The following is a 14,159-nucleotide window of genomic DNA, read 5'->3' on the forward strand; positions in this document are numbered from 1 at the left end:
TTTTCCGTATGTTAAAATCTTGAAATTAGCTCAAAAAGCGATAATAAAGCCGTTTTGTTGATCAATAAACGTTTAATATCCATCAAAATTAAAATTTTTATTATTTTATACAAACAATGAACACCTTACATGAAGAAAAAAACGTTTTTCATATTTTAAAAGACGTTTATTCAAATACAGGAGAAATTGTTAAGTCATTCTGCTATACTTCTTTTTACAAAATAAAAAGAAAGAGAGCTAGCATCTATGAAACTTCTCAAAATCATTCTCTTGCTTTTATTGATTATCATTGGCTTAGCTACAGGCTATATCCAGCTAGATCAAGGTAAACAGGAGACTCAATCATCTTATGACAAAATCATTCACTTTCCATCAGATCGATATCCAGAAACAGCTAAGCATATAGAAGAAGCAATTGATGAAGGTCATTCGTCAATTTGTACAATTGATCGTGCAAATAGCGATGAACAGAGGGATCGTTCACTTCATAGTATCCCAACAAAACGAGGATATGACCGAGACGAATGGCCAATGGCGATGTGTAAAGAAGGCGGAACAGGTGCCTCTGTGAAATATGTGAGTCCCTCAGATAACAGAGGAGCAGGTTCTTGGATTAGCCATCAATTGACAGATGATCGTGACGGCATAAGAATCAAATTTATCATTGATTAGAACCTTTATCGTTACTCAATTAAAAATTTACATATAACTGTATCACGGTAGTTCAAACACTGTTGTTGATTTTGTGGTGCATCGTGAAAATAACAAAAAATATAAAGCGATGGACACTGAAATATCTAAAAGAAGCAATTGTTGGCTCATAGCAAATAAAAAAATGGCAAGCTCTACGAAGAAAATACACAAATCAATGATCATTCAACGTTGGTTATCATTTGGTGGATCATACTAGAGATACCATCATGATTTTTTAGAAAACACTCGTGTCGCAACGAATGTCATATTAGATGGAAAAAACGCTGTTGTATAAGAGGTGACAAAAACATACAGGGAACATCATCTACTAATGAATAAAGGAGTTTTCTCATGAATGATTTGAACAATGTCTATTCTCTATCTATCTCTTATCACCAAATAACCGTTTATTCTGGAGACGATTCTCCTCCTGTCATTCATTGGACAAATGATGCCATTCGTCTAGGATTCGCAACTGGAGATAACGGTGTTTCTTTTGAAGGTGTAAACAATGGACAAGCCTCTATCATCGTGTCATTAGATCACCTTGAACATCTATCTTCTGTGGATAGGGCGGTGACAGTGACCTTTACAAATTCAAGTGATTATATTCATATCACAAGTGTCATGTCTCAAATTTTGACATATCCAATTCCAAAAGGAGATTATCAGCTTACATGCTATACCTCACTTCAATCTGATCAAGACATCTATTATTTCCATTTTCAGAGCAAATAATTTTCAGGCTGAATATTCAATTACTGTAGATCATATCAATCAAGCCACTTTACTGCAAAGTCAACAGATTCTCACATGGATAATAAATACGTATTTGCCAACCCGACTTTACCATTCTGATGGTTAGCACGCAGGACTGACAACGAATGCGAGGGTTTGTCTACACGCTAAAACCGGCATGATGATGCCGGTTAGTTTATGGGTGATGATGCTGTGGCTTTTTTAGTAATGGAACAAAGCCATTGTTTTTCAAGTGATTGTAATGTTCATCCATCCGTTTGGTGATATGTGTTCCTTGTTCCTTTGTTAATACACCATATTGCACATATTTCTCGATCACTTCTTTCCGTTTTGAAAGAATTTGTTGCTCGAGTGCCTCAATTTGCTTTTGTTGTTCAGTCGTTAATTTCACTTGATGCGTCACCGGTCGCTTTTCCATTTGAGGCGTTTCTCCATGAGCAGTTACAGCACTAAAACCAAATAACATTATCATTGATAGAACGGTGGAGCCACATATTTTTTTCATATTTGTTGTTCCCTCCTTTATTCGGCTTTATTTTTCACGCACCTTCCTTTTTTATACATTATTTTGCGCAATCAAATTGCACATAATATTCTTACTTTTTCACATTTCGTCTGAAAACGTTGTCCGAACGGAAAAAGCGTGCTATGTTTTGTTTTGTATAAAAAATAGAGGAGGATTCTTAAATGAGTCATTTTTATCATAGAAAACCTATATGGATGATGCTAGTCGTATCTGCACTCATGCTCGTCATTTCTGCATGCAGCCAATCAGGATCATCTCAATCTGACGAATCAACATGGGATCAAATGAAAAAGAAGGGGAAAATTGTGGTTGCTACCTCTGGAACACTTTATCCTACTTCTTATCATGATACATCCAACGGCAAAGATCGCTTGACTGGCTATGAAGTTGAAGTTGTCAAAGAAGCCTTCAAGCGCCTTGACGTCAAAGTGGAGTTTAAGGAAATGGGCTATGATGGCATGTTAAGCGCCATTAATTCTGGTCAAGTTGATGCTGCTGCAAACGATATCGACATCACTGATGATCGTAAGGATAAATTCGCTTTTTCTATTCCTTATAAATATTCTTACGGAACCGCTATTGTACGTAAAGATGATTTATCCGGAATTAAAACCTTGAAAGATTTAAAAGGGAAAAAAGCGGCTGGTGCCGCAACAACCATTTATATGGATGTCGCTCGTAAGTATGGTGCAAAGGAAATCATTTATGATAATGCCACCAACGAACAATACTTAAAGGATGTTGCCAATGGCAGAACCGATGTCATTCTCAATGACTATTACTTGCAAAAGCTGGCTCTTGCTGCATTTCCTAAATTGAATATTACCATCCATCCTGATTTAAAATACATGCCGAATAAACAAGGTTTTGTAATGAAGAAAGACAACACAGCGCTTCAAAAAGAATTGAATCGTGTGTTAAAAGAAATGAAAAAAGACGGAACAATGAAAAAGATTTCCGAGAAATTTTTTAATCATGCGGATGTTTCAAAGAAAATTGATACAGATGTCGCAGATGTCGACATTTCCAAATAAGGAGCCTCGAAGTGGGAGATATTCATTTAGAATATATATTTAACCCTGCACTGGCAAAGGCGTCGTTTCCGTTTGTCATGAAAGGCATCTGGCTGACGCTACTCATTTCCTTTGCCAGCATGTTTTTTGGCACGATTCTCGGTTTTTTTATTGCATTAGCAAGAATGGCGAATACGTGGGTTCTTCAGCTGCCTGCACGGCTGTATATTTCATTCATGAGAGGGGTTCCTATCCTTGTGATCTTATTTATCCTGTACTTCGGATTTCCTTATATCGGCATTGAGTTTACAGCTGTCACCGCTGCTATTATTGGGTTCAGCTTCAATAGTGCCGCTTATATCGCAGAAATCAATCGTGCGGCCCTCTCCTCTGTACCGAGCGGTCAGGTGGAAGCTGCTAAATCACTAGGTCTTAGCTATTGGCAAACCATGCGTGGTGTCATCCTACCTCAATCAGTACGAATTGCACTGCCGCCATTGGCCAATGTCATGCTTGATTTAATCAAAGCCTCTTCTTTGGCAGCGATGATTACGGTCCCGGAGCTCTTCCAGCAAGCAAAAATCGTCGGCGGACGCGAATTCGACTACATGACAATGTATATTTTGGTTGCAGTGATTTACTGGGGCATTTGCAGTGTTGTTTCATTGGTGCAAAACGTTTTAGAAAAACGTTTTGCGATATATCTTTAACAAAAAAGAGCAGATCCAATGAGTCTGCTCTTTTTTATATTCAGCGTAGATAAGATCTGCACTTTCTCTTTAATGTATCAGCCATAACCACACATATAGCCCCAATAAAGTGAGGATCAATGTTGGGATGGTCAGAATAATTCCAGCTTTCATATATGCGCCCCAAGAGATATGGACACCTTTTTTCTTTAAGACATGCAGCCATAGCAATGTCGCCAATGAACCGATTGGGGTCATTTTAGGACCAAGGTTTGAACCAATGACATTGGCATAAATCAGTCCATCTCTCATGACACCTGTTGTGTTCGTATGACCAATTGCGATCGCATCAATTAAGACGGTGGGAAGGTTGTTCATCACAGAGGACAACACAGCGGCAAGCACGCCCATAAACATTGTCCCTGCAAGTAAACCATGTGATGCTCCTTGTTCAATCCAAGCAGCCAAGATTTCTGTCAAACCGACATTCTTCAGTCCATACACCACCACATACATGCCAATAGAGAAGAAAACAATGGACCACGGTGCTTCTTTGATCACACGTTTCGTCGCCACTTGTGGGCTCTTTTTAGCTAGCCATAAGAAGATCATGGCAATGACTCCTACAATGATAGACACCGGAACACCAGATAGCTCTCCAGCAAAATACCCAACAAGCAAAAAGCCCAGCACATACCAAGACAAGCGGAACATATGGACATCTTTAATGGCAGACGCTGGTTCCTTTGCTTGTGTTACATCGTATGTTTTTGGGATGAGCTTTCGATAAAACACATATAGGACAAGGATACTTGCCCCAATAGATACGAGGTTTGGAACAAACATGTTCGCTGTATATTTTAGAAAGCCAATATGAAAATAATCTGCTGATACGATATTGACAAGATTGCTGATTACAAATGGCAATGATGTCGTATCTGCAATAAATCCACTCGCCATCACAAATGGCAGCACCATACGTTCATCCAGCTTCAGAGCTCTGACCACAGATAACACGATGGGGGTGAGAATGAGTGCAGCTCCATCATTAGCAAAGAAAGCAGCGACAACTGCGCCGAGCAGTGTTAAATAAACAAACATGCGTACACCATTGCCTCTTGCCGCTTTTGCCATATGCAGTGCAGCCCACTCAAAAAAACCAATTTCATCTAAAATTAATGAAATAATGATAATGCCAATAAAAGCAAAGGTCGCGTTCCACACAATTTGTGTCACTGCCCATACGTCGTCCAAATGAACAACACCAAAGATAAGGGCAAGAATGGCTCCACCACATGCTGACCATCCAATGGTTAAACGTCCTGGCTGCCAAATGACAAGGACGAGGGTCATGATGAAAATCAAAATGGCCAAGGTGACTGATCCCAAAGTGACCCTCCTTTCACTTTCTCATAAAATCTTTACCTATCATACAATGAAACGAATAAATTGTAATTCATTTTCGTCATGACTCATACGAAAATCCGCAGTGCCTTCACGTACCCCTGCGGCTTCAACGTTTATTGATCCTTTTTCATGAGCATCAATTCAATAAATAACTGGCACCGCTGGCTAAAATCACTTAAATCAATCGAAGTCATGTCAAGGATTTGTTTCATTCGATAGTTTAATGTATTTTGATGAATAAACAATTGCTCAGCAGCCGGCTTTAGTTTGCAATTATTCAACAAGTATACTTCAAGTGTTTTTAAAAAAGCTGTTTGGTTGTCCCGATCTTTTTCCTTCAAGAGTAACAGATCTTGATTAAAGTCATTTTTCTTCTTTTGGTGGCTATAAATTGGGTCTAAGTAACGGAATACCCCTAGATTTTCGTAATCATACGGAATCAGTTCTTGCCCTCCTACAATTTTGACGGCCTTCACCACTTCTATAGCTTCAAATCGACTTGTGCTCATTTTCATGACATCACGATATTCTCTACCCATCCCAATATATAATGGCGATTGATGTGTATGCGCTTTCGAATTGAGATGTGCAATGACATCTTCGGCGGTCGCTTTCGGTGAATGCCGATCTGACAGGCTGCCTAATATCACGACAATATCTGCTTGAACAGAATACACGTGATTGACCTTGTCTTCTAGTTGCAAGTATGTTCTAATAGTTTCCTTCACATCTTCTGCCGTCTCACTTTTGTTATCGGCGGCATGTACCACCATGACGGTAAAAACAGTTGGTAGCGGAATGTTTAAATTCTCAGCCTCCCATTTCAGTTCTTCTTCTGTATAAAAATGATCATCCATGACCTTTTTGAAAAACTCTTCAATCTTGCCTTCTTTTTTCTCCAACTGTTTTTTATTTTGATAAATGACTTTTCCAACCTGAAAGGAAGCTTCGTGCAAAAATTGCAGCTCCTCTTGAGAGAGAGATTCTTCAATGTCCTGCACCCAAATAAAGCCCACAACCTCCTGCTTATGCTTCGCACTCACAGCCACACGTTGGTTAAATCCAAGCTCATGATGACCACTGACATAAAAAGGCTCTGAATCTGTATACAGCCGTTTAATCACACCTGTTTTCTTTAACCAATCAACCACCGCCCCCGGACATTCCTTTGAGAAAATGGTTTGCTGATTGACTGGGTCAAACTGCTGAATACTGTAAGAATTATAAGCGAGCAACTGACAATCTGTGCTTTCTAAAATAACTGGCTTTTTTAAATAGCCGCTAATAAATGCAATTAATTTATCAACATCATAAAATGTGTGTAGCTTTTCTAATATCTCTTCCATCCCGATTGCTCCCTGAATTTAGTTATACATGTATCATACTGCTTTCAAGTAAGATTTGTATAGAAACAAGTAGTAGACATGCCAAAAAAGAGCAGATCACCTCTCTGCTCCTAATCGCACATGGGTCATTTTCTTTTGAGTTCTCACAGAGATAAGGATACTGAACTCATAGAGAGCAATGAGCGGACAGGTGATCATTAAATGCGTTGTGAGCTCTGGTGGCGCGATAACGCCAGCGATCACCAGTAAAAGAAAATAAGCGTACTTTCGATATTTTCGAAAGAAATGAGGCTCTATGAGCTGCAATCTTGTGAGAAACATTGTCAAAAGCGGCATTTGACAGACAAATCCGAACGGAAGTGTCGTTTGCAAAAAGAAATGTATATAATCAAACAAACCTATTGTATTTTCTACTTGAAGACCTGTATTGAATCGATAAAAAAAATGAAATGAATACGGGAACACAATGAGATATCCAAACAGAAGTCCTCCCGCAAACAGCAACAAAATCCAAGGAATGTAACGCCAAATAGCCCTCTGTTCAGATGGGTGAAGCCCTGGTTTCACAAATGCCCAAATCTGATAGCATATAAACGGGGATGCTAGGATGACACCAATCACAAAGGCAAGCTGAATAAATATCTCGAAAGCATCTGTGAGACGAAAAACATGCAACTTCATATGTGAGGACTGTGCGGCATGCTCCAAACCATGCATCAGAGGCATTGCAATGAATAAACCCATCACAAATGTCATGACCAATAAAATCAATATCCAAATCAGCCGCATCCTTAACTCCTCAACATGTAAAGCAAGACTCACTTTCTTTTCATCCATGCCTTAAGCTTCTTTGTCCTGCTGTTTCTTTTCCCCTTCATCATCCATCAATGAACCAGTTGCTTTCTTAAACTCTCTTAATGTTTCGCCAGCCGCTTTTCCTAACTCTGGCAGCTTATTCGGACCAAAAATAATCAGTGCAACTGCGCCTACAAGAATGAGACTTCCTGGACTTAACGCCATTTTTCTGCCTCCTTTTTTAATAGACCAAATATGTCACATATTCACAAAAAGTATAGGAGGGAACATGCTGAAAGTCAATCAAAAAATGAAGAGAAGAGGATCTCACGCCAATTCTCTCATTCCATCTAAAATGAGATTGACAGTAGAGAATGTGACGCTATAATAAGTTTATGTTGACATTGATAATCATTTTCAATAAGGGAGTAGGTCATCAATTGAAGGAAAAATTACCAGTCATTTTTTTGCTCTTTTTTGTTTCTTTTTCAGCTCTATTTATTCCATCTGTTCATATAATTTCAGCGAAGCAAACTAGTGAAAATGACATTCATGCTGTGATTGCCCATGTTGTCAATACAGATCAAGCACTAGATGATCATCAACTGCAAACCGCTAAGAAAGAAATAAACAAGGTCAAGAGTTGGTGGAACCAAAACAAGTCATCTATCAAAAAAAAATCTCTCTCCCTCTCGACTGAAATAGAATCCCAGCTTGCTAAGGTCTCATTAGCACTCGTCACAGATGACACAAAAGAAGCCACCAAACAGCTCGTTCAATTAAAAAGGAGCCTTGAAAACTATCGAGATGGTGCATTTGTGGACAATCAAGGAAAGACAACACTCACCTTAAAGACCTATATTCAAAAACTTGAGCATACTCGAACTCTGATTGATCAAAAGAATTGGCAAAAAGCAGAGCAAGAGGTACAATCCTTGTCTTCTCAATGGCTCAGTGTCGAAGGCGATGTTGTCAGTCAATCTCAAGTAGTCTATGACGACACTGAACGTGATTTACTGCTCCTTGTCTCTTATGTGCAAACAGAAGATAAACGTGAAAAAGCCGGAACACTCATTGATCAAATGGTCGCTGCACTTAAACCCCTTGTAGACGCAAACTATACGATGTGGGATGCTGCACTCATTCCCATCAGAGAAGGAATGGAAGCCATTTTAGTTGTTGGCGCACTATTAACACTTAGCAGAAAAGCCGAGTCAAAATATGCCGCTCGTTGGGTCATTGGAGGGTCAGCAGTAGGGATTGCCATTAGCCTGATCCTTGGTATCTTGGTCGTCATTCTTTTTACATCCAGTGCGTTTGGCACGAACAATATGCTCATTAACGGATGGTCTGGTGTTCTTGCAAGCTTCCTTCTTGTTTATGTCAGTTATTGGCTACACCGATATTCAGATATCGCCCGTTGGAATGCGTATCTCAACAGGAAATCAGCGCAAGCAATCAGTACAAAAAAAATGATCGGCTTTGCTGCCTTAGCTTGTCTTGCCATCTTAAGAGAGGGATTAGAGACGGTCTTTTTCCTTATCGGAATGGCTGGAAAAATGGAAATATCTCAGCTTGTCTCTGGCATCATCATTGGATTTGGTGTCCTGTCCATCATGACCATAATGATGATGAAATTAGGAACACGCTTGCCGTTAAAACCTTTTTTCCTCTGCTCAAGTGTGATCGTTTTTTATCTATGCTTTAAGTTTATGGGCTCAGGCATTCACAGCTTACAGCTAGCAGGCGTTTTGCCGACGAGCGTGTCAGATTATTTACCGTCCATTCAATTTATAAGTGTATATCCATCCTGGTACAGCACATTGCCACAACTTGCTTTGCTCATTGGGGCAGTCATTGTTGTCTGCATCTCAATTATTCAACAGAAACACCATTCTCAACATACGGAGGTTTCATAATGAAAAAAACCATTCTTACTTTATCAACTGCTTTCATCCTTTCAACTGGTCTGGCTGGCTGTCAATCGAATGATACAAAGAACACTGCTACAAAACAAGAAGACAGTAAGTCTGCATCCTCTTCTATTCAAAAAGACGTGACACGAATGCAAAAGGAAGCGGCCCAATTAAACACAGCTATTCAATCCAAGAACATAGATGATATCAAAAAAGCTGCTGATACATTGCATAATGATTGGTTGTCTTTTGAGAACAACGTGCGTGATTCCTTCCCGCTACTTTACACAGAAGTTGAAAAATATGAACAACCACTTTTCATGGAAGCTTACAATGAGAAACCTGATACAAGTAAAATGACTGACGATGTGAAATATCTACAAACAGCACTAAGCACATTGAAAAAAGCAAAACAGACCAAACAAAAAACATCGGCTGTTCTAACAAAAGCCGTGAAGAATTATCATACCTACGTTCAAACTCAGCTAGATGAACTCGTAAAAGAGACAACAACCTTTACCGCAGCGGTCAAAGCGAAAGACATGAAACAGGCAAAGGCTTCGTATAAAAAAGCACGTGTATATTACGAGCGTATTGAACCAATCGCAGAGAGCTTTGGGGACCTCGACCCAAAAATTGACGCTCGAATTGCCGATGTGGATTCAGAAGCAAAATGGACAGGCTTCCATCGTATTGAAAAAGCAATTTGGAAAGACAAAAATGTAGATGGTCAAGCAAAGATTGCCGATCAGTTACTCAAAAATGTAAAAGAACTCCAAGAGAAAACAAAGTCGCTTGCATTAAAACCTGAAACAATGGTTGCCGGTGCACAAGAACTCTTAAACGAAGCAGCCATTAGTAAAATTACAGGTGAAGAAGAAGCTTATTCACATATTGACCTTGTCGATCTTGCGGCAAATACAGAAGGCTCCAAAGCTGTGTATCAAGCTGTTCTACCTGCATTAGTAAAAACCAATCAAGACTTATCAGATAAACTCGATACACAATTTAACAAAATTGAAGCTACCTTACTTCAATTGAAGAAAAATGGCGAGTATGTGCCATACAACAAACTTACAAAAAAACAAATTCGCACTTTAAGTGACGAGCTTAGTCAGCTATCCAACTTAATGAAGGATACTGCCCAGATTTTATAAAACGGAGTGACGATGACATGACAGAGGAAAAACAAAATGGCTACACAAGAAGAGATATGTTGAAGTTAACTGCCGTTGCCGGTACAGGTATTGCCATTGGAGCCAGCGGTCTTGGCACACTGTTAAATGTCACGAAGTCCCTATCTCCTGAAAAAAAGACATCGGCATCTGAAGAGGCGGACACCATTTCTTTTTATGGAAATCACCAAGCTGGAATTGTCACACCACAGCAAAAATTTATTTATTTATGTGCTTTCCATATGACCACCTCAAGTCGAAAGCAGGTCATGAGCTTACTTCAAGATTGGACGAAGCTGAGTGAGGTGTTATCTAGAGGCGCTGTTCGTCAAAATACCGATAACAAGCTACTTCCTCCTAACGATACAGGGGAATCTATGGATTTACCGCCATCTAAGTTGACAATGACATTTGGGTTTGGTCCCGATTTCTTCGAAAAGAATGGCGTCGACCGTTACGGCATATTAAAACAAAAGCCCGCTTATTTAAATTCGATCCCTCATATGCCACATGATCAATTAGATTCCGCATATGTTGGTGGGGATGTATGTGTTCAAGTGTGTGCAGATGATGAACAAGTCGCCTTCCATGCACTTAGACAATTCATTAAGTCCAGTACAGGGTTAACAACTGTTCATTGGATTCAAAAAGGGTCCATTTCCTATGATGGAGGTAAAACGCCCCGTAATTTGTTCGGCTTCAAAGATGGAACAGCCAATCCTGCTCCTACCGACAAGACTTTTTACCAGAAATACGTGTGGACAAAAGAAAATGAACCTGATTGGATGAATGGCGGGACATATATGTGTTATCGTAAAATCCGTATGTTTTTAGAGGTATGGGATCGCACATCTCTTCAAGATCAAGAAGATACCTTTGGCAGAAAGAAGGACACTGGTGCTGCCTATGGAAAAGCAAAAGAACACGATACGGTCGATGTCAAAAAGCTACCGATCAATTCACATGTGAGGGTGGCAAAGGAAGCGGGACAGCCTATTTTACGAAGAGGCTATTCTTACGTCAATGGCGTGGAGGAGAAAACAGGCAATGTCGATGCCGGTCTCATGTTTATTAGCTTCCAAAAGAACCCTGAGCGACAAGTCTTGCCGATGCTCAAAGCGCTGGGTAGCATGGACGCGCTCAATGAATATACAGTGCATGTCGGCAGTGCGCTCTTTGCTTGTCCAAAAGGGATTACACAAGGTCAATATATTGGACAAGAGCTCTTTGAAGCATGATGATCTTGCCCTAAGGAAATAGTAAAGGCATGAGTCCGCTCCTACGGATTCATGCCTTTTATCATTAAAACATTTCACTAATGGTTTTTGCCTGCATGTGGAGGATTAGATAATCTGGACCGCCTGCTTTGGAATCAGTTCCAGACATTTTGAAGCCGCCGAATGGGTGATATCCAACAATCGCGCCCGTACAGTTACGGTTAAAATAGAGGTTCCCCACATGGAACTCTTGCTTTGCACGATTGATGTGATCACGGTTATTCGTAATAACAGCACCAGTTAGACCGTACTCTGTGTTGTTCGCCACTTCAAGCGCTTCATCAAAGTTTGAAACTTTTGAGAAGGCTAACACAGGTCCAAAAATTTCTTCTTGCATCAAGCGAGACGTCGGCTCAAGATCTGCAAAGATGGTTGGATGAATGAAATATCCTTCCGTATCATCACTTGTACCACCAGTGACCAAGCGCCCCTCCTGTTTACCTATCTCAATATACTCAGTGATTTTGTCAAATGAAGCTTGATCAATAACAGGTCCCATGTACACATCAGCTGAAAGCGGATTGGCTGTTGTTTTGGTTTCAGTGATCTCTTTCACACGCTCGATGACTTGGTCATACAGTTTCTCATGAACGACGGCACGAGATCCGGCTGAACATTTCTGTCCTGAAAAACCAAAAGCTGATGTGAAAATGGCATTAGCCGCTAATTCAACGTCCGCATCCTCATCTACTATGACTGTATCCTTCCCGCCCATTTCGGCAATCACACGTTTCAAGTGTTGCTGCCCCGGCTGTACCTTCGCTGCACGTTCGAAAATACGTGTTCCTACTTCTCTTGAACCAGTGAATGTAATCAGGCTTGTTTTCGGGTGATCGACTAAGTAATCTCCAACCTCTGCGCCGCTTCCCGGTACAAAGTTCACAACACCCTTTGGCAGGCCCGCTCTTTCAAGCTCTTCTACAAAACGAGCGGCGATGACTGGGGTGGCACTTGCTGGTTTTAATACCACTGTATTCCCAGTCACTATCGGAGCAACCGTTGTTCCTGCCATGATTGCAAATAAGAAATTCCAAGGCGGGATGACGAGTGTCACGCCAGTTGGTGTATACACATATTGATTACGTTCTCCCTCACGGCTGTTGACTGGCTTGCCTTTTGCCAATTCTAGCATTTGACGGGCATAATACTCTAAAAAGTCGATCGCTTCTGCTGTATCAGCATCTGCTTCATTCCAAGGTTTACCTGCCTCTTTCACTAGAAGTGCCGAGTACTCATGCTTTTTACGGCGAATGCTTGCCGCAGCACGGAATAACACGCCTGCTCTTTCTTCAGGAGAGGTATAACGCCATGTTTCAAACGCTTTTGCCGCAGCTTGGACAGCTTGTTCGGCTTCTTGCTTCCCTGCCTTTGATACAATCCCAACGACTTCATCCTTTTTCGCCGGATTGATTGATACAATCTTATCTTCTGTTTCGACTCTTTCTCCATTAATGATAAGCGGATACGTTTGACCGAGAGATTCGGTCACCTTTTTTAATGCTTGTTCAAACGCTTTGCGGTTTTCTTCATGACTAAAATCCGTGAATGGTTCATGTTTGTAAGGTGTTGTCATCTTTTCACGCTCCCAATTTAAATTATTTTCTCGTCATTCCTTTTAATGCAAATGCAATATTTGCCGGTCGTTCTGCAAGACGCCTCATGTAGTAGCCATACCACTCTCGTCCGTATGGTGTATAGACCCTCATTTGATAGCCTTCCTTGACAAGTGACTGTTGCGTTTCTGTTCTCATGCCATACAGCATTTGAAATTCAAATTGACTTGTCTGTATATTGTGTTTTTTCACAATATTTTTCGTAAATTCGATCATCTGATCGTCATGTGTCGCAATGGCTGTATAGTTCCCTGTGAGTAATTGCTTTTCGATCAGCTTTTTGTAATTCTGATCTACATCTTTTTTGTTTGGATACGCCACTTCGGCGGATTCTTTATAGGCACCCTTTACAAGCCTTAAAAAAGGCTGGAATTCATTCAGGTCATCAAGATCCTTTTCTGTTCTGTACAAATACGCCTGCAAGACCGTACTCACATACTCGTATTGAGATTTCATCTCTTTAAAAATGTCCAGCGTTTTTTGACAACGCTTTTCATCCTCCATATCAATCGTCACCATGATTCGATGCTTCTCCGCCGTATCTAAAATTTTCTTCATATTACGGTAAACGAGATCATCGTCAATATCAAGACCGAGTGAAGTCATTTTGAGTGACACGTGAGAATTGAGCTTCGCTTCGGCAATTCGCTGAATGGTTTGAACACATTCATTCGTCCGCTCATTCGCAATCTCTGTCTTTGTGACAAACTCACCAAGGTGATCAACTGTGACGGCCATTCCTTGATTATTTAATCGCTTGATCACCGGAATGGCACTCTCAAAATCTTTCCCCCCGATGATTTTCTTTGATGCAACAGCACTTCCCCAATTGCGAGCAATATGGTTCAAGAGACTGCTCTTTGACAAAAACAAGAAAAAATTTCTTGTGACCGACTCCATAAAGGGCACCTCCCACTCTTTGTAAGCTATGTCTTTATTGTAAGGCTCAC

The 14,159-nt window shown here is 40.4% G+C and carries 14 protein-coding genes; 7 read left to right on the forward strand and 7 right to left on the reverse strand.

What is annotated here, in order from left to right; translation table 11 throughout:
* The first annotated feature begins 246 nt into the window (after window positions 1–246).
* Together ACIQCE_RS13630 and comJ are read left to right on the forward strand one after the other, a co-directional pair.
* On the forward strand, window positions 247–672 hold the full coding sequence (locus tag ACIQCE_RS13630; protein ID WP_400495469.1) for a NucA/NucB deoxyribonuclease domain-containing protein: 426 nt from the start codon (window positions 247–249) through the stop codon (window positions 670–672).
* Window positions 673–1,044: 372 nt separating this feature from the next.
* On the forward strand, window positions 1,045–1,431 hold the full coding sequence (gene comJ, locus ACIQCE_RS13635) for a competence protein ComJ (protein WP_400495470.1): 387 nt from the start codon (window positions 1,045–1,047) through the stop codon (window positions 1,429–1,431).
* A gap of 196 nt (window positions 1,432–1,627) precedes the next feature.
* Here the strand turns inward: comJ and ACIQCE_RS13640 are convergent, their stop codons facing one another.
* Complete coding sequence (locus ACIQCE_RS13640; RefSeq protein WP_353853838.1) at window positions 1,628–1,957, reverse strand: YckD family protein; 330 nt, start codon at window positions 1,955–1,957, stop codon at window positions 1,628–1,630.
* A gap of 239 nt (window positions 1,958–2,196) precedes the next feature.
* Between ACIQCE_RS13640 and ACIQCE_RS13645 the strand changes: the two genes are divergently transcribed.
* Window positions 2,197–3,012, forward strand: a complete 816-nt coding sequence (locus tag ACIQCE_RS13645; protein ID WP_400495577.1) for a transporter substrate-binding domain-containing protein — start codon at window positions 2,197–2,199, stop codon at window positions 3,010–3,012.
* 11 nt (window positions 3,013–3,023) lie between these two features.
* On the forward strand, window positions 3,024–3,701 hold the full coding sequence (locus ACIQCE_RS13650; RefSeq protein WP_400495471.1) for an amino acid ABC transporter permease: 678 nt from the start codon (window positions 3,024–3,026) through the stop codon (window positions 3,699–3,701).
* Between the two features lie 69 nt (window positions 3,702–3,770).
* Here the strand turns inward: ACIQCE_RS13650 and ACIQCE_RS13655 are convergent, their stop codons facing one another.
* The 4 genes from ACIQCE_RS13655 to ACIQCE_RS13670 all read right to left on the reverse strand — a co-directional run bounded on the left by ACIQCE_RS13655 (window position 3,771) and on the right by ACIQCE_RS13670 (window position 7,453).
* Window positions 3,771–5,069, reverse strand: coding sequence for an arsenic transporter (locus ACIQCE_RS13655; protein ID WP_400495472.1), 1,299 nt, complete (start codon window positions 5,067–5,069; stop codon window positions 3,771–3,773).
* A 131-nt stretch (window positions 5,070–5,200) separates the two neighbouring features.
* Window positions 5,201–6,433: a PucR family transcriptional regulator gene (locus tag ACIQCE_RS13660; protein ID WP_400495473.1), complete on the reverse strand. Its 1,233-nt coding sequence runs from the start codon at window positions 6,431–6,433 to the stop codon at window positions 5,201–5,203.
* 96 nt (window positions 6,434–6,529) lie between these two features.
* The gene (tatC, locus tag ACIQCE_RS13665) at window positions 6,530–7,270 is read right to left on the reverse strand and encodes a twin-arginine translocase subunit TatC (protein ID WP_400495474.1); all 741 of its coding nucleotides are present in this window, start codon (window positions 7,268–7,270) and stop codon (window positions 6,530–6,532) included.
* A gap of 3 nt (window positions 7,271–7,273) precedes the next feature.
* A complete protein-coding gene (locus ACIQCE_RS13670; RefSeq protein ID WP_353853843.1) occupies window positions 7,274–7,453 on the reverse strand; it encodes a twin-arginine translocase TatA/TatE family subunit in 180 nt (59 codons plus the stop codon).
* A 215-nt stretch (window positions 7,454–7,668) separates the two neighbouring features.
* Here ACIQCE_RS13670 and ACIQCE_RS13675 point away from each other — a divergent pair, with 215 nt between their 5' ends.
* Genes ACIQCE_RS13675 through efeB form a run of 3 tightly spaced genes read left to right on the forward strand, consistent with a single transcriptional unit; the run spans window position 7,669 to window position 11,557 of the window.
* Window positions 7,669–9,147 (forward strand): FTR1 family iron permease, encoded by a 1,479-nt coding sequence (locus tag ACIQCE_RS13675; protein ID WP_400495475.1) that lies wholly within the window; start codon window positions 7,669–7,671, stop codon window positions 9,145–9,147.
* Window positions 9,147–10,301 carry an iron uptake system protein EfeO gene (gene efeO, locus ACIQCE_RS13680; protein WP_400495476.1) on the forward strand — a complete coding sequence of 385 codons (1,155 nt, stop codon included), beginning with the start codon at window positions 9,147–9,149 and terminating at the stop codon, window positions 10,299–10,301. The genes ACIQCE_RS13675 and efeO overlap by 1 nt, the downstream gene beginning before the upstream one ends.
* A 17-nt stretch (window positions 10,302–10,318) precedes the next feature.
* Window positions 10,319–11,557 carry an iron uptake transporter deferrochelatase/peroxidase subunit gene (gene efeB / locus ACIQCE_RS13685; protein WP_400495477.1) on the forward strand — a complete coding sequence of 413 codons (1,239 nt, stop codon included), beginning with the start codon at window positions 10,319–10,321 and terminating at the stop codon, window positions 11,555–11,557.
* Window positions 11,558–11,621: 64 nt separating this feature from the next.
* On the opposite strand, the gene pruA is transcribed toward efeB, so the two are convergent.
* On the reverse strand, window positions 11,622–13,169 hold the full coding sequence (pruA, locus tag ACIQCE_RS13690; protein ID WP_353856629.1) for an L-glutamate gamma-semialdehyde dehydrogenase: 1,548 nt from the start codon (window positions 13,167–13,169) through the stop codon (window positions 11,622–11,624).
* A 22-nt stretch (window positions 13,170–13,191) separates the two neighbouring features.
* Window positions 13,192–14,109, reverse strand: coding sequence for a proline dehydrogenase family protein (locus ACIQCE_RS13695; RefSeq protein ID WP_400495478.1), 918 nt, complete (start codon window positions 14,107–14,109; stop codon window positions 13,192–13,194).
* Between the last annotated feature and the right edge of the window lie 50 nt (window positions 14,110–14,159).

The sequence above is a fragment of the Bacillus sp. NPDC093026 genome (genome assembly GCF_044754665.1).
GTDB lineage: Bacteria > Bacillota > Bacilli > Bacillales > Bacillaceae > Bacillus > Bacillus maqinnsis.